At 73.7% G+C, this 14,493-nt stretch carries 13 protein-coding genes; 9 read left to right on the top strand and 4 right to left on the bottom strand.

Annotated elements, in window-relative coordinates:
- Positions 1-9: 9 nt before the first annotated feature.
- A complete protein-coding gene (locus IE330_RS12920) occupies positions 10-1,626 on the bottom strand; it encodes a carboxyl transferase domain-containing protein (RefSeq protein WP_190136095.1) in 1,617 nt (538 codons plus the stop codon).
- Between the two features lie 83 nt (positions 1,627-1,709).
- Here IE330_RS12920 and IE330_RS12915 point away from each other — a divergent pair, with 83 nt between their 5' ends.
- From IE330_RS12915 to IE330_RS12900, 4 genes are all read left to right on the top strand, one after another.
- A complete protein-coding gene (locus tag IE330_RS12915; protein WP_190136094.1) occupies positions 1,710-2,327 on the top strand; it encodes an SACE_7040 family transcriptional regulator in 618 nt (205 codons plus the stop codon).
- 147 nt (positions 2,328-2,474) lie between these two features.
- The gene (locus tag IE330_RS12910; RefSeq protein ID WP_190136093.1) at positions 2,475-3,632 is read left to right on the top strand and encodes an acyl-CoA dehydrogenase family protein; all 1,158 of its coding nucleotides are present in this window, start codon (positions 2,475-2,477) and stop codon (positions 3,630-3,632) included.
- Complete coding sequence (locus tag IE330_RS12905) at positions 3,629-4,552, top strand: acyl-CoA thioesterase (protein ID WP_190136092.1); 924 nt, start codon at positions 3,629-3,631, stop codon at positions 4,550-4,552. Before IE330_RS12910 ends, IE330_RS12905 begins: the two co-directional genes overlap by 4 nt.
- Positions 4,553-4,582: 30 nt before the next feature.
- Positions 4,583-5,542, top strand: coding sequence for a cation diffusion facilitator family transporter (locus tag IE330_RS12900; protein WP_190136091.1), 960 nt, complete (start codon positions 4,583-4,585; stop codon positions 5,540-5,542).
- 26 nt (positions 5,543-5,568) lie between these two features.
- On the opposite strand, the gene IE330_RS12895 is transcribed toward IE330_RS12900, so the two are convergent.
- Entirely contained in the window at positions 5,569-6,357 is a 789-nt protein-coding gene (locus IE330_RS12895) for a phosphatase (RefSeq protein ID WP_190136090.1), read from the bottom strand.
- Positions 6,358-6,439: 82 nt separating this feature from the next.
- Positions 6,440-8,119 carry a PucR family transcriptional regulator gene (locus tag IE330_RS12890; protein ID WP_190136089.1) on the bottom strand — a complete coding sequence of 560 codons (1,680 nt, stop codon included), beginning with the start codon at positions 8,117-8,119 and terminating at the stop codon, positions 6,440-6,442.
- A gap of 184 nt (positions 8,120-8,303) precedes the next feature.
- Here IE330_RS12890 and IE330_RS12885 point away from each other — a divergent pair, with 184 nt between their 5' ends.
- From IE330_RS12885 to IE330_RS12875, 3 genes are all read left to right on the top strand, one after another.
- A complete protein-coding gene (locus IE330_RS12885) occupies positions 8,304-9,752 on the top strand; it encodes a sodium:solute symporter family protein (protein WP_190136088.1) in 1,449 nt (482 codons plus the stop codon).
- A gap of 197 nt (positions 9,753-9,949) precedes the next feature.
- The gene (gene speB, locus IE330_RS12880; RefSeq protein ID WP_190136087.1) at positions 9,950-10,924 is read left to right on the top strand and encodes an agmatinase; all 975 of its coding nucleotides are present in this window, start codon (positions 9,950-9,952) and stop codon (positions 10,922-10,924) included.
- Positions 10,921-12,612: a thiamine pyrophosphate-binding protein gene (locus tag IE330_RS12875; protein ID WP_190136086.1), complete on the top strand. Its 1,692-nt coding sequence runs from the start codon at positions 10,921-10,923 to the stop codon at positions 12,610-12,612. The genes speB and IE330_RS12875 overlap by 4 nt, the downstream gene beginning before the upstream one ends.
- Here IE330_RS12875 and IE330_RS12870 read toward each other — a convergent pair whose 3' ends face one another.
- Entirely contained in the window at positions 12,613-13,065 is a 453-nt protein-coding gene (locus IE330_RS12870) for an ATP-binding protein (protein ID WP_190136085.1), read from the bottom strand.
- Positions 13,066-13,254: 189 nt separating this feature from the next.
- Between IE330_RS12870 and IE330_RS12865 the strand changes: the two genes are divergently transcribed.
- Positions 13,255-14,013 (top strand): GntR family transcriptional regulator, encoded by a 759-nt coding sequence (locus IE330_RS12865; protein WP_190136084.1) that lies wholly within the window; start codon positions 13,255-13,257, stop codon positions 14,011-14,013.
- Between the two features lie 118 nt (positions 14,014-14,131).
- Complete coding sequence (locus tag IE330_RS12860; protein ID WP_190136083.1) at positions 14,132-14,350, top strand: DUF397 domain-containing protein; 219 nt, start codon at positions 14,132-14,134, stop codon at positions 14,348-14,350.
- Positions 14,351-14,493: the final 143 nt, after the last annotated feature.

Below are 14,493 nucleotides of genomic sequence, written 5' to 3'. Positions count from 1 at the left end.
CCGTACCCCTCACATCCGGAAGACGCCGAAGCCGCGGTCGCCCAGCGGGGCGCCCGAGCAGGCGGTCAGGGCCAGGCCGAGCACCTGGCGGGTCTCCAGCGGGTCGATGACGCCGTCGTCCCACAGCCGCGCCGTGGCGTAGTAGGCGTTGCCCTGCTGTTCGTACTGCGCGCGGACCGGGGCCTTGAAGGCCTCCTCGTCCTCGGCGGACCACTCCTCGCCGCGCGCCTCCAACTGGTCGCGCTTGACCGTGGCGAGGACGGACGCGGCCTGCTCGCCGCCCATGACGGAGATCTTGGCGTTCGGCCACATCCACAGGAAGCGGGGCGAGTAGGCCCGGCCGCACATGGAGTAGTTGCCCGCGCCGTAGCTGCCGCCGACCACGACGGTCAGCTTCGGCACGCGGGTGCAGGCCACGGCGGTGACCATCTTGGCGCCGTGCTTGGCGATGCCGCCCGCCTCGTAGTCCCGGCCCACCATGAAGCCGGAGATGTTCTGCAGGAAGACCAGCGGGATGCCGCGCTGGTCGCACAGCTCGATGAAGTGGGCGCCCTTCTGGGCGGACTCCGCGAACAGGATGCCGTTGTTGGCGACGATCCCCACCGGGTGGCCGTGGAGGTGCGCGAAGCCGGTGACGAGGGTCTGCCCGAACTCCGCCTTGAACTCGGCGAAGCGCGAGCCGTCGACCACGCGCGCGATGACCTCGCGCACGTCGTACGGCGTACGGGGGTCCACCGGCACCGCGCCGTACAGGCCGAACGGGTCGACCTTCGGCTCCTCCACCGGCCGCACCTCCCAGGGCGGCGCCCCGCGCGCGGGCAGCGTGGAGACGATCGTGCGCACGATGCGCAGCGCGTGCGGGTCGTCCTCGGCGAGGTGGTCGGTGACGCCCGAGACCCGGGAGTGGACCTCGCCGCCGCCCAGCTCCTCGGCGGTCACGACCTCGCCGGTGGCGGCCTTCACCAGCGGCGGGCCGCCCAGGAAGATCGTGCCCTGGTTGCGCACGATCACGGCCTCGTCGCTCATCGCCGGGACGTACGCCCCTCCGGCCGTGCAGGAGCCGAGGACCGCCGCGATCTGCGGGATGCCCGCGCCGGACATCCGGGCCTGGTTGTAGAAGATCCGCCCGAAGTGGTCGCGGTCGGGGAAGACCTCGTCCTGCATCGGCAGGAAGGCGCCGCCGGAGTCGACCAGGTACACGCACGGCAGGCGGTTCTCCAGGGCGATCTCCTGGGCCCGCAGGTGCTTCTTGACCGTCATCGGGTAGTACGTGCCGCCCTTGACGGTGGCGTCGTTGGCGACGACCACGCACTCGCGGCCGCTGACCCGGCCGACCCCGGCGATGACCCCGGCGGCCGGGGCCTGCCCGTCGTACATCCCGTCGGCGGCCAGCGGCGCGACCTCCAGGAAGGGCGAGCCGGGGTCGAGCAGGGCGTCCACGCGGTCGCGCGGCAGCAGCTTGCCGCGCGCGGTGTGGCGTGCGCGGGCCTTCTCGCCGCCGCCGAGGCGGGCCGCGGCGAGCTTGCCGCGCAGCTCCTCGGCCAGCGCGCGGTGCGCCGCCTCGTTGGCCCGCCAGGCGTCCGAGGCGGGGTCCGCCGCGCTCGTGAGGACTGGTGCCTGTTGCATCCGCTGAGCTCCCCGGGTTAGTGAGCGTTAACGTGTGGTCCTCAGGTTAACGACCGCTAACCGCCCTGTCTAGAATTGCTGCCATGGCCACCAGGACCGACGCCCCCACCCGCCGCGAGCAGATCCTCAAGGAAGCCGCCCGGCTCTTCGCCGAGCGCGGCTTCCACGGCGTGGGCGTGGACGAGATAGGGGCGGCCGTCGGCATCAGCGGGCCGGGCCTGTACCGGCACTTCGCGGGCAAGGACGCGATGCTCGCCGAGCTGCTCGTCGGCATCAGCGAGCAGTTGCTCACCGGGGGCAGGCGCCGGGCGGCGGAGACGGCGGGGGCGCCCGAGGCCACCCTCGACTCGCTCATCGAGGGGCACATCGACTTCGCCCTCGACGACCGCCCCCTGATCACCCTGCACGACCGCGAGCTGGACCGCCTGCGGGACACCGACCGCAAGAGGGTGCGCCAGCTCCAGCGCCAGTACGTCGAGCTGTGGGTGGCCGCCGTCCGCGAGGTCTACCCCGCCCTCGCCGAGGCGGAGGCCCGCGCCTCCGTGCACGCGGTCTTCGGCCTCCTGAACTCCACCCCCCACCTGCCCCGCCCCGGCACCCTCCCCGACCGCGACGCCACGGCCCACCTCCTCCACCGCCTGAGCAGGGGCGCCCTGGCGGCGGCAGCGGGGGCGGGCGGTCCCAGCCCGTCCGGCGCTTGAGGGCGAGGAAGGCCGAAGGCCGCGACAGCCCCGGCCCCGGCTACCGCCCCGCCGGTCACGCGTTTGACCCTGGACGGTCACACAACCCACGGGTAACCTCGGCCTGAGCAAGCGCTTAGTCGGATCCGTGACCCAGGGAGCCACACCGTGCGGCGTACCGTCTTCAACGAGGACCACGAGGCGTTCCGGGAGACCATCCGGGCCTTCATCGAGGCCGAGGTCGTCCCCGTGTACGACGAGTGGTACGCGGCCGGCCAGGCGCCCCGCGACTTCTACCGCAAACTCGGCGAGCTGGGTGTCTTCGGCATCCGCGTCGAGGAGGAGTACGGCGGCGCGGGCATCGACTCGCACAAGTTCGAGGCCGTCATGTACGAGGAGACCGCCCGCGCGGGCGTCACCTTCGGCGGCTCGGGCGTGCACGTGCTGCTCGGCCTGCCGTACCTCCAGATGCTCGCCACCGACGAGCAGAAGAAGCGCTTCCTGCCGAAGTTCGTCACCGGCGAGGAGATGTGGGCGCTCGCCATGACCGAGCCGGGCACCGGCTCCGACGTCGCGGGCATGAAGACCACTGCCAGGCTCTCCGAGGACGGCACGCACTACGTCCTCAACGGCGCCAAGACCTTCATCACCGGCGGCGTGCACGCCGACCGCGTGATCGTCTGCGCCCGCACCTCCGCCCCGCGCGAGGACGACCGCCGCTTCGGCATCTCCCTGTTCGCCGTCGACACCAAGTCCGAGGGCTACTCCGTCGGCCGCAAGCTCGACAAGCTCGGCCTGAAGGTCTCCGACACCGCCGAACTGGCCTTCGTCGACGTCAAGGTCCCCGTCGAGGACCTGCTCGGCGAGGAGAACAAGGGCTTCGCCTACCTCGGCCACAACCTCGCCTCCGAGCGCTGGGGCATCGCCTTCGGCGCCTACGCGCAGGCCAAGGCCGCCGTCCGGTTCGCCAAGGAGTACGTCCAGGAGCGCACGGTCTTCGGCAAGCCCGTCGCCTCCTTCCAGAACACCAAGTTCGAGCTCGCCGCCTGCCAGGCCGAGGTCGACGCCGCCGAGGCCGTCGCGGACCGCGCCCTGGAGGCCCTGGACGCGGGCGAGCTGACCCCGGCCGAGGCCGCGTCCGCGAAGCTCTTCTGCACCGAGGTCGCCCACCGCGTCATCGACCGCTGCCTCCAGCTCCACGGCGGCTACGGCTTCATGAACGAGTACCCGATCGCCCGTCTGTACGCCGACAACCGCGTCAACCGCATCTACGGCGGCACCAGCGAGGTCATGAAGATGATCATCGCCAAGGACATGGGCCTGTGAGCGAGCCCTCGGGCCCGCTGGAGAACCTGCTCGGCCTGCTCGACCTGGAGCGGGTCGAGCAGGACATCTTCCGCGGCGAGAGCCGCTCCGCGCTCGTGCCGCGCGTCTTCGGCGGGCAGGTCGCCGCCCAGGCCCTGGTCGCCGCGGGCCGCACCGTGCCCGACGGCCTTCCCCAAGGTCCCGGCCCCACTCGACCAGAGAAGACCCCATCCGCGCACTCCCTGCACGCGTACTTCCTGCGCCCCGGCGACCCCGGCGCGCCCATCGTCTACACCGTGGACCGCATCCGCGACGGACGCTCCTTCACCACCCGCCGCGTCGTCGCCGTGCAGCACGGGCAGCCGATCTTCCACCTGTCGGCGTCGTTCCAGGCGTACGAGGAGGGCCTGGAGCACCAGGTCCGGATGCCGGCCGCGCCCGACCCGGAGACGCTGCCCACGGCCGCCGATGCGCTGCCGCGCGACCTGCCGCCGGACGTCGCCGCCCGGCTGGTCGAGGCGCGCGCCGCCGTCGACCTGCGCTACGCCGAGGCGCCGCCCTGGGCCACCGTCGGGCGCCCCCGCGAGCCGCGCTCCCAGGTCTGGTTCCGCACCGCGGGAAAGCTCGACGGGCAGGACGCGGGCTCGCTGCTGCACGTCTGCCTGGCCACGTACGTCTCCGACATGACGCTGCTCGACTCCGTGCTGCTCGCGCACGGGCGCGGCGGCTGGGCCGTCGGGGACGTGGTGGGCGCCTCGCTCGACCACGCCATGTGGTTCCACCGGCCGTTCCGGGCCGACGAGTGGCTCCTGTACGACCAGGAGTCCCCGACGTCCGGCGGCGGCCGCGGCCTCGGCCAGGCGCGGATCTGGACCCGGGACGGGCGGCTCGCCGTCACCGTCATCCAGGAGGGCGTCGTCCGGGTCCCGCGGAACGGATAGGCGTCGGCTTATCGGGCATACTGCCCCGACATGGGCGAAACCTCCTCATGTACGGCGGAAGACGGTGACGGCGCGGCGGGCGGCGAGAGCGCCGTCACGGTCGTCGTCGCCGCGCTCGCCAACCTCGGGATCGCCGCCGCCAAGGCCGTGGCCGGCGCGGTCAGCGGCTCCAGCGCGATGCTCTCCGAGGCGGCGCACTCCGTGGCCGACACCGTCACCGAGCTCATGCTGCTCGTCTCGCTGAAGAGCGCCGAGCGGCCCGCCGACGAGGACCACCCCCTCGGCTACGGCGGCGCGCGCTACGTCTGGGCGCTGCTCGCCTCCGTCGCCACGTTCGTCGGCGGCGGCGTCTTCGCCGTGTACGACGGCGTCCACACCCTCACGCACGGCCACGAGCCCGGGGACCCGCTGCTCTCGTACGCCGTCCTCGGCATCGCCTTCCTGCTGGAGGGCTACTCCCTGCGCACCGGCCTGAAACAGGCGCGCGGGGCGGCGGCGCGGTTCGACGTACAGATCGGGCGCTATCTGCGGCACACGCCCGACACCGCGGTGAAGGCGGTGGTCATGGAGGACTCGGCCGCGCTCGCGGGCCTCGTGCTCGCCGCGGGCGGCCTGCTCGGCGGCCAGCTCACCGGCTCGGGCGTCTGGGACGGCGTCGCGTCGCTCGCCATCGGCGTCCTGCTGGTGTACGTGGCCTGGGTCCTGGGGCGGGCCAACGCGGACCTGCTCATCGGCCGGCCCCTGCCGCGCCCCGTACGGGAACGGGTGCGGGCCGAACTCCTCGCCGACCCGCACGTGGTGGACGTCCTGGAGCTCACCACCCTGCTCCAGGGGCCCGACGAGGCACTGGTCGCGGCGAAGGTGAACTTCCGGGACGTGTCCACCGCCGCCGAGGTCGAGCAGGCCTGCGACCGGATGGCCCGGCGCGTCCGGGAGCGCTTCCCCGCGGTGCGGCGCGTGTACCTGGACCCCACGCCGGGGCCCCGCTGACCGCGGGGGCCGTCATCCGGCGGGGCTCACCTGTCCCCGGCCAGCCCCGCCGCTCCCAGGAGGTAGGCCGTCAGCGGGTCGTAGTACCGGGGGCTGGTCACGTGGTCGTCCAGGGGGACCGTCACCTGGACCGTGCCCTCGGCCTCGCCGATGAACAGGGCCGGGTCGTTGCAGTCCGCGTAGCCGACGGCGTCGATGCCCCGCTGGCCCGCGCGGCCCGCCCAGCCGTGGTCGGCGACGACCAGGTCGGGCAGCGGGCGCTCGGCGCGCAGCAGCCCGTCCAGGATGGCGTTCATCGGCTCGGGGGAGTGGGTGTGCCACAGCGTGGCGCCCCGCTCCAGGACCGCCACGTCCGCGAACTGGAAGACGAAGCCCTCGTCCGCCGTCAGGCCGTCCGGGATGACCACGATCTCGCAGCCCGCGGCGCGCAGCGCGGCGGCCGTCGCGCGGTGCACGTCGAGCAGCCCGCCGGGGTGCCCGGTCGCGAACAGGACCCGCTCCTTGGCGTCGGCGGCCTTGCGCAGACGGCCTGCCATCCGCTCCAGGGCGTCGACCGTCAGCTCCGGGTCGATGGTGTCCTGGCCCTGCCGGTGCCCGGGGTCGTCGATGACGCCGCAGCGCTCGGCCATCACGGCGAGCACGTCCTGCTCGTCGCTCCAGCGGTCGCCGAGTTCCAGGCCCAGCCAGTAGTGCCGGTCGCCGTTCGCGAGCTTGCGGTAGTGGGAGAGGTTGTTCTCGCGGGGGGTCGCCACGCTGCCCGCAATGCGGGTGCGGACGAGGTGGTCTACGAGCGCTGCGCGGGTCGGTATCGGCATGGGTCCATTGTGCCGTCGGCCGGGTGCGGCTCCGTCGGGGTTCGGCGCGTCCCTTCGGGGAGCCGACGCCGAGGGGTGTCGTTCAGACGGTGCGGGTCAGCGCGAACCACAGCTCCATGCGGACGTCCGGGTCGTCCAGGTCGGCGTCCAGCAGGGCGGCGCAGCGCGCGACGCGCTGGCGGACGGTGTTGCGGTGCACGGCCAGGGCAGCCGCCGTGCGGTCCCAACTGCCGTGCAGGGACAGCCAGGTGCGCAGGGTCTCGGTGAGCGGCGCGCTGCCGCCGAGCGGGGCGAGCAGCGCCCGGGCGTGGGCGTCGGCCTCGGCGGGCGCGACGAGCGCGGCGAGGCCGGTCCCGTGGTGCCGTACGAGCGGGACGCGGGTGGCGGCGGCCCGGCGGGCGGCCCGCGCGGCCTGCGTGTCGGCGGCGGCGCGCGCGTCGGCCCCGGCGGGGGCGGAGACGCCGAGGGTCCAGCCGCGCTGCGGGGTGACCTCGCGGTCGGCGGGGACGAGGAGGGTGGTGTCCCGCGCGCCGCTCCCGTCCCCCTCGGCCTCGCTGCCGCTGCCGCCCTCGCTGCCGCTGCCGCTGCCGCTACTGCTGCCGTCCCGGCCCGGGTCGACCAGCGTGCTGCCCAGGGCCGCCGCGAGGGACGCCGCCGTCGGCGCGGTGCCGTCGGCGGCGGCGCGCTGCACGCGGGCGTGGACCACCGTCCAGGGCCCGGCGCCGAGGAGGGGCGCCACCTCGTGCGGGGCCGCGCCGAGCAGCAGCCGCACCAGGGCGGCGGAGCGCGCCGCCTCGGTGGCGCCCTGGAGGGGCGCGGCGAGCAGCGCGAGCAGCACGGCGGCGACCTGGGCGACGGTGTGGTCGCCCGGCTCGCGGCGCCGGGTCGCCACCCCTAGGGCCAGGCCCTGCGGCCCGGCGAGCGCGTAGGCGGCCAGGTGGGTGCCCGCGACGGTGTCGGTGCCGGACGCGGGGGCGGGCGCGGGGCGGGGCCCGGCGGGGTGCAGCACCACGCCCGCGAGCCGGGCCAGGGCGGCCCGCGCGGCCTCGCCCGGCGGGGTGCCCGCGCTCTGGGCGGGGGTGCCGTCGGCGGCGTGCAGGGCCGCGTACCCGTCCAGGCGCGTCGCGAGCTGCCGCAGCAGCGCGGGCACCGGGTCGGGCCGGGCCGCGGCGGCCGCGAGCCCCTGCTGCGCCTGCGCGACGCGGCGCAGCTCGGTGTGCCTGGCCTCCGCCATGAGCTGCCACACGGCGCGCGCGACCCCGCTGAACGTCGTCCGGGGCGGCACTTCGAGCAGCGGGAGCCCGTACCGGTCGCAGGCCGCCACCAGCGCGGGCGGCACCGCCGCGTGCACGGGCGCGACCCCGAACCCGAGGGCGGCGCCGCCCGCCGCGACGATGCGGGACACGTACGCGTCCAGGTGCGGACCCGCGTCCGCCCCGTGCGGTACGTGCACCCCGGCCGTGAGCAGCAGCTCGCCCCCGAGCAGGTACGGGTACGGGTCGCTCATCTCCGAGGTGTGCACCCAGTGCACGGCGGTCCCCGCCGCGTCCGGGCCCGCGATCCGGCGCAGGCCCAGCTCCTCGTGGGCGAGGAGGGCGGCGAGGGGGACGGCGGGGGTGGGCGGGGGCGCGGCACCGGCACCGGCCGCGGGACCGGCACCGGCCGCGGCCGCTGGGTCCGGCACGGCGGACGGCGTGAGGGGCGGCGGGTCCGGCACGGCGGACGACGAGGGGGGCGGTGGGGGCGGCGGGGCGGACGGCATGGTGGACGTTTCCTCCATCTCCGACTCGGAGGGTGGAGGAAACGTACACTTCAGCGTCGCTTTCCGGCCACCTAGGGTCGTGCCGACCGGGCGCCGCGGGTACGGGCGGATGTCCCCGCGGCCGGTCGCCTTCCGGCTCCACCCGCACGACACGCCACCGACCGAGAGCGCAAGGAGGCCCGCCATGGCCGTGGACTACACCGTGATCGTCCTCTACCTCGCCGGCATGCTCGCGATGGGCTGGTGGGGCATGCGCCGCGCCAAGTCGAAAAGCGAGTTCCTCGTCGCGGGCCGCCGCCTCGGGCCGTGGATGTACTCCGGCACGATGGCCGCGATCGTCCTCGGCGGCGCCTCCACCATCGGCGGGGTCGGCCTCGGCTACACCCACGGCCTGTCCGGCGCCTGGATGGTCTTCACCATCGGCCTCGGCCTGCTGGCCCTGTCGGTCCTCTTCTCGGCCCGCATCGCCCGCCTGCGGGTCTACACCGTCTCCGAGATGCTCGACCTGCGCTACGGCGGCCGCGCCGGCGTCCTGTCCGGCGTCGTCATGTGGGGCTACACGCTGATGCTCGCGGTGACCTCCACCATCGCGTACGCCACCATCTTCGACGTCCTGTTCGACGTGCCGCGCACGCTCGCCGTCGTCATCGGCGGCTCCGTCGTCGTCGCGTACTCCACGCTCGGCGGCATGTGGTCGATCACGCTCACCGACATGGTGCAGTTCGTGGTGAAGACCATCGGCGTGCTGCTCCTGCTCCTGCCGATCGCGGTCGTCAAGGCGGGCGGCTTCGGCGCGATGCGCGACGAGCTGCCCGGCGACTACTTCGAGCCCTTCGGCGTCGGCGGCGAGACCATCTTCACGTACGTACTGATCTACACCTTCGGCATGCTCATCGGGCAGGACATCTGGCAGCGGGTGTTCACCGCGCGCAGCGACAAGGTCGCCCGCTGGGGCGGCACGGTGGCCGGCACGTACTGCCTCGTGTACGCGCTCGCGGGCGCCGTCATCGGCACCGCGGCCAAGGTCATGTACCCGAACCTGCCCAGCGCCGACTCCGCCTTCGCGACCGTCGTCAAGGACGAACTGCCCGTCGGCGTACGCGGCCTCGTCCTCGCCGCGGCGCTCGCCGCCGTGATGTCCACCTCGTCCGGGGCGCTCATCGCCTGCGCGACCGTGGCCAACAACGACATCTGGGCCCGGCTGCGGGGCGCGGCAGCGGGGGCCGGCCCGCACGACGAGGTGAAGGGCAACCGCGCCTTCATCCTCGTCATGGGCGCGGCCGTGATCGGCGTCGCCATCGCCATCGACGACGTCGTCCAGGCCCTGACCGTCGCCTACAACCTGCTCGTCGCGGGCCTGCTCGTGCCGATCCTCGGCGGCCTGCTGTGGCGCCGGGGCACCGGGGCCGGGGCGCTCGCCGCCGTCGTCGCCGGCGGCGTCTCGGTCATCGGCCTGATGTGGCACTACGGCATCCTCGCCAACGAGCCCATCTACTACGGGCTGCTCGCCTCGCTGCTGGTGTACGTGGTGGGGTCCTTGGTGACCCGGCCCACCGACGCGGCGACGCTCGCGGCGTGGCGGGAGCGGGTCGCGGGCCGCGAGCCCGAGGCGGAGGTGCCCGTGACGGCCTGACTTCCTCCCCCGGCCCTCCCCGAGCCGTCGGGCCCCGCCCGGTTTCCAGCCCGTCCGGCGTTTGAGGACGAGGCGCGAAGCGCCGAAAAGCGGGGGCACGGAGGCGGCAGCCCCCGGTTCGGGAAGGGGCGGGTCCGGGGCGCCCCGCGAGGGTTCACACTGTTTACGCACATTCGTTACACCTGGAGACACCGACCATGACCACCCCCGAGAACACCACCCCGCGCGGCCCCGTCGACTCCTCGCGGATCCCTCGCTACGCGGGCCCCGCCACCTTCGCCCGCCTGCCCCGCCTCGACGAGGTCGGCACCGCGGACGTGGCCGTCGTCGGCGTCCCCTTCGACTCGGGCGTCTCCTACCGCCCGGGCGCCCGCTTCGGCGGCAACGCCATCCGCGAGGCGTCCCGCCTGCTGCGGCCGTACAACCCGGCGCAGGACGCCTCCCCGTTCGCGCTCGCCCAGGTCGCCGACGCCGGCGACATCGCGGCGAACCCGTTCAACATCAACGAGGCCGTGGAGACCGTCGAGGCCGCCGCCGACGACCTGCTCGCCACCGGCGCCCGCATGATGACGCTCGGCGGCGACCACACCATCGCCCTGCCGCTGCTCCGCTCGGTGGCGAAGAAGCACGGCCCGGTGGCGCTGCTGCACTTCGACGCGCACCTCGACACCTGGGACACGTACTTCGGCGCCGAGTACACGCACGGCACGCCGTTCCGCCGGGCCGTGGAGGAGGGCATCCTCGACACCGAGGCCCTCAGCCACGTCGGCACGCGCGGTCCGCTGTACGGCAAGCAGGACCTCACCGACGACGAGAAGATGGGCTTCGGCATCGTCACGTCCGCCGACATCTACCGCCGGGGCGCCGACGAGGTCGCCGACCAGCTCCGCCAGCGCATCGGCGACCGGCCGCTGTACATCTCCATCGACATCGACTGCCTCGACCCGGCCCACGCCCCGGGCACCGGCACCCCCGAGGCGGGCGGCATGACCTCCCGCGAGCTCCTGGAGATCCTGCGCGGCCTGGCCTCCTGCAACCTCGTCTCCGCCGACGTCGTGGAGGTCGCGCCCGCCTACGACCACGCCGAGATCACCGCCGTGGCCGCGTCCCACACCGCGTACGAACTGACCACGATCATGTCCCGCCAGATCGCGGAGGCCCGTTCGAAGTGACCCACGACCACGACCTGGAACTGCGGCCCACGCCCGCGCAGACCGAGGCCGCCCTCAACCCGCCCGCCGGGAGGACCGGCGGCGACCTGGTCGTCGAGACCCTGCGCGGTCTCGGCGCGTCGACCGTCTTCGGCCTGCCGGGGCAGCACGCGCTCGGCATGTTCGACGCGCTGCGCCGCTCGGACCTGGCGTACGTCGGGCTGCGGGTGGAGAACAACGCGGGATTCGCGGCGGACGCGTACGGCCGGATCACGGGCGAGGTGGCGCCGCTGCTGCTCTCCACCGGGCCGGGCGCGCTGCTCTCGCTGGCCGCGCTCCAGGAGGCCGCGGCCGCGAGCGCGCCGGTGCTCGCGATCGGCAGCCAGGTCCCCGTCGCCGGGCTCGGCGGCGGGCGCCACGGCTATCTGCACGAGCTGCGCGACCAGCAGGCCTCGTTCCGGGACGTGGTCAAGTCCGTCCACACGGTCCGTACGCAGTCCCAGATCCCGTCCGCGCTCGCGGCGGCCTGGGAGGCGGCGCTCACCGCGCCGCACGGGCCGGTGTGGGTGGAGATCCCCCAGGACGTCCTCCTCGCGGAGACGTCCCTGCCCGTCGTCACGGCGGTGGACGCCACGCCACGCGACCTCGTCCCGCGCCCGGAGCTGACCGCCGTCGCCGCCGACCTGCTGACCCGGGCCGAGCGCCCGGTGATCGTCGCGGGCGGCGGCGTGGTCCGCGCCGACGCCGCGGGCAAGCTCCGTGCCCTCGCCGAGAAGCTGGACGCGCCCGTCGTCACCACCTTCGGCGGCAAGGGCGCCTTCCCCTGGGAGCACCCGCTGTCCCTCCAGTCCTGGCTGGAGGACCGGCACACCACCGACTTCCTGGAGGACGCGGACGTCCTCCTCGTGGTCGGCTCGGGCCTCGGCGAACTCTCCTCGAACTACCACACGTTCGCTCCGCGCGGCCGCGTCATCCAGATCGAGGCCGACCCCGGCAAGCTGGAGTCCAACCACCCGGCACTCGGCATCCACGCGGACGCCCGCCTGGCACTCTCGGCGCTCCTGGAGACGGTGGGGCAGCGGTCGGACCCGGCGGCCCCGGGGCGGGCGCGCGAGGTCCTCGCGGCGGTCCGCGCGCGCATCGCCGCCCAGGACCTGACCCTGGAACAGCAGGTCCTGACCTCGGTCCGGGCGGCCTTGCCCGACGACTCCCCGTCCTTCTGGGACATGACGATCCTGGCGTACTGGGCGTGGTCGGCGTTCGACGCCCGCCGCCCCAACACCATGCACTCCGCCCAGGGCGCGGGCGGCCTCGGCTACGGCTTCCCGGCGGCGCTCGGCGCGGCGGCGGCCGACCCGACCCGCCCGGTCCTCGCCGTCTCCGGCGACGGCGGCGCCATGTACTCGATCGCCGAGCTGGCCACCGCCCGCCAGTACGACCTGAACGTCACCTGGCTGATCGTCGACGACGGCGGCTACGGCATCCTGCGCGAGTACATGACCGACGCCTTCGGCGAGGCCACGGCCACCGAGCTCACGCGCCCCGACTTCGTCGCGCTCGCACAGTCCTTCGGCGTCCCGGGTGCCCGCACGACCCCCGAGCACCTGCGCGACGACCTGACCAAGGCCCTGTCGGAACCGGGCCCGTCGGTGGTGGTCCTGCCGGCGGTGCTGCGCATGTTCGCACCGACACACCTCGGCACGGGCTGATCACTGGTACGGCTGCCCGCGCGGCAGCCCGAGTTCCGCCCACACCGCCTTGCCGATCCCGTACGCACGGGGGCGGCAGCCCCACCGCTCCGCCAGGGCGACCACGAGGGCCAGGCCCCGGCCGTGCTCGTCGTCGGCCCGCGCCACACACGGCGCGGGCCGCCCGCTGCCCGCGTCGGCGACCTCGATCCGCAAACACCCGTCACGTCGGGCAACCCGTACGCCGATCTCCCGGCCCGCGGGTACGTACGCGTGCCGGACGGAGTTGGTGACCAGCTCGGAGAGCACCAACTCGGCGGTGTCCGCCACGTCACCGTCGATCTTCCAGGCGGCGAGCTGCGCGCGCAGCAGGGCCCGGGCGCGGCCTGCGGTGCGGGGGGTGCGGGGTAGTTGCCACTTGGCTTCGAAGCTCTCGGGGTCTGCCGGTTGCGCGGACGCGGTGTGGGCTGACACAGGTACCTCCAGGGCGACGTAGGCCGCACAACATCTCTAGAGATGTTGCGATGTCGCCAGTGAAGCGGAGCCGTCGGGGGGTGTCAATACATCTCTAGAGATGTACGCCTGTGCCGGTGAGGCCCTTGCTCGGCTACGTCATGCCACGCGCGGTACTTAAGGTGTCCAGAGACGACAGGAGGAGGTCGGATGAGCGGGCGCAGCAGGGAACGCCAGGCCAAGTACCAGCGCATTGCCGCCGAGCTGAGGGCAGGGATCGAAACCGGTGAGTACGAGCCGGGGCAACGGCTGCCTGGTGAGAACGACCTCATGGCCGCCCACGGCGTCGCGCGCATGACGGCTCGGCAGGCGCTCGCGCTCCTGCAGGCGGAGGGGCTTGTCGAAGCCCGTAAAGGCGCCGGGGTGTTCGTCCGGGACTTCAAGCCGATCCGTCGGCTCGGTGTCGAACGCCTTGCTCGCGCGCAGTGGGGTTCGGGACGTTCCATCTGGGCCGCGGACATCGGTGGGCGTGACCTGGTGGTCGACTCCGTCGCGGTGACCGAGGAGGAGGCTCCGGCAGCGGTGGCGGAGATCCTGGGACTCGGTGAAGAGGACCGAGCCTGCGTCCGGAGGCGGCGGTTCGTGCTCGACGGCGAGCCGGTGCTGCTCTCCGTCTCGTACCTCTCGGCAGAATTGGTCAGGGGCACACCGATCGCCCAGCCGGACACCGGCCCCGGCGGCACGTACGCGAGGCTCGAAGAACTCGGGCGCCGGCCGGTCCGGTTCCGCGAGGAGGTGCGCTCACGCATGCCCAACGCCGAAGAGTCCGCTCACCTGCGGATGTCGTCCGGCATGCCGGTCATGCTCATCGGCCGCACCGCATTCGACGACCAGGGGCGTGCCGTCGAAGTCAACGAGATGGTCCTCGACGCCTCGGCGTACGTCTTGGAGTACAACTTCGAGGCGTGACGGCAGCCCGTGCTTGCGTGAGGGGGACGTACTGCGGGAGTGGCTGCTTCACTTGCTGGAGGGTGCGCAACTTCCGTATGGCGCGGAGAACTGGGCAGCGGGCTGGGGGAGAGAAGAGATGTCGGTGCTCCCGTCTGAGTGGTTCAAGAGCAGTTACAGCCAGCAGAACGGCGAGTGTGTGGAGGTCCGCTCGGCCGTCCGCGGCCTCGACGTACGTGACTCCAAATGTCCCGCGGAGCCCATGCTGACCTTCGCCACTCCTGCCTGGACCGCCTTCCTCGTCGGCGTCAAGGCGGGCGCCCCTGGCGCGGGATCTCGTCCATCGCGTAGGTGCTGATCCCGAACCGGGCTTTGGCCCCCGGGGGTGAAGTGCTCGGCCGTAGCTCACCGGCATGCGCGCAGCCTCGCATGTCTCAGCATTCCGCCCCGCCTGGCTCGGCACAGGGCCAGATCCAGCGGGGCGGAATCAGTCGGCAGCAC

The organism is Streptomyces longispororuber (assembly GCF_014656095.1).
GTDB classification, from domain to species: domain Bacteria; phylum Actinomycetota; class Actinomycetes; order Streptomycetales; family Streptomycetaceae; genus Streptomyces; species Streptomyces longispororuber.
This window is presented reverse-complemented; position numbering and strand designations above follow the sequence as displayed.

What these genes read in the sequence shown, in the direction of transcription:
- IE330_RS12915 (WP_190136094.1), top strand. Translation starts at nt 1,710, where the DNA reads ATGGCCACCAGGACCGACGCCCCCACCCGCCGCGAGCAGATCCTCAAG.
- IE330_RS12865 (WP_190136084.1), top strand. Translation starts at nt 13,255, where the DNA reads ATGAGCGGGCGCAGCAGGGAACGCCAGGCCAAGTACCAGCGCATTGCC.
- IE330_RS12885 (WP_190136088.1), top strand. Translation starts at nt 8,304, where the DNA reads ATGGCCGTGGACTACACCGTGATCGTCCTCTACCTCGCCGGCATGCTC.
- IE330_RS12860 (WP_190136083.1), top strand. Translation starts at nt 14,132, where the DNA reads ATGTCGGTGCTCCCGTCTGAGTGGTTCAAGAGCAGTTACAGCCAGCAG.
- IE330_RS12895 (WP_190136090.1), bottom strand. Translation starts at nt 6,357, where the DNA reads ATGCCGATACCGACCCGCGCAGCGCTCGTAGACCACCTCGTCCGCACC.
- IE330_RS12920 (WP_190136095.1), bottom strand. Translation starts at nt 1,626, where the DNA reads ATGCAACAGGCACCAGTCCTCACGAGCGCGGCGGACCCCGCCTCGGAC.
- IE330_RS12900 (WP_190136091.1), top strand. Translation starts at nt 4,583, where the DNA reads ATGGGCGAAACCTCCTCATGTACGGCGGAAGACGGTGACGGCGCGGCG.
- IE330_RS12890 (WP_190136089.1), bottom strand. Translation starts at nt 8,119, where the DNA reads ATGCCGTCCGCCCCGCCGCCCCCACCGCCCCCCTCGTCGTCCGCCGTG.
- speB (WP_190136087.1), top strand. Translation starts at nt 9,950, where the DNA reads ATGACCACCCCCGAGAACACCACCCCGCGCGGCCCCGTCGACTCCTCG.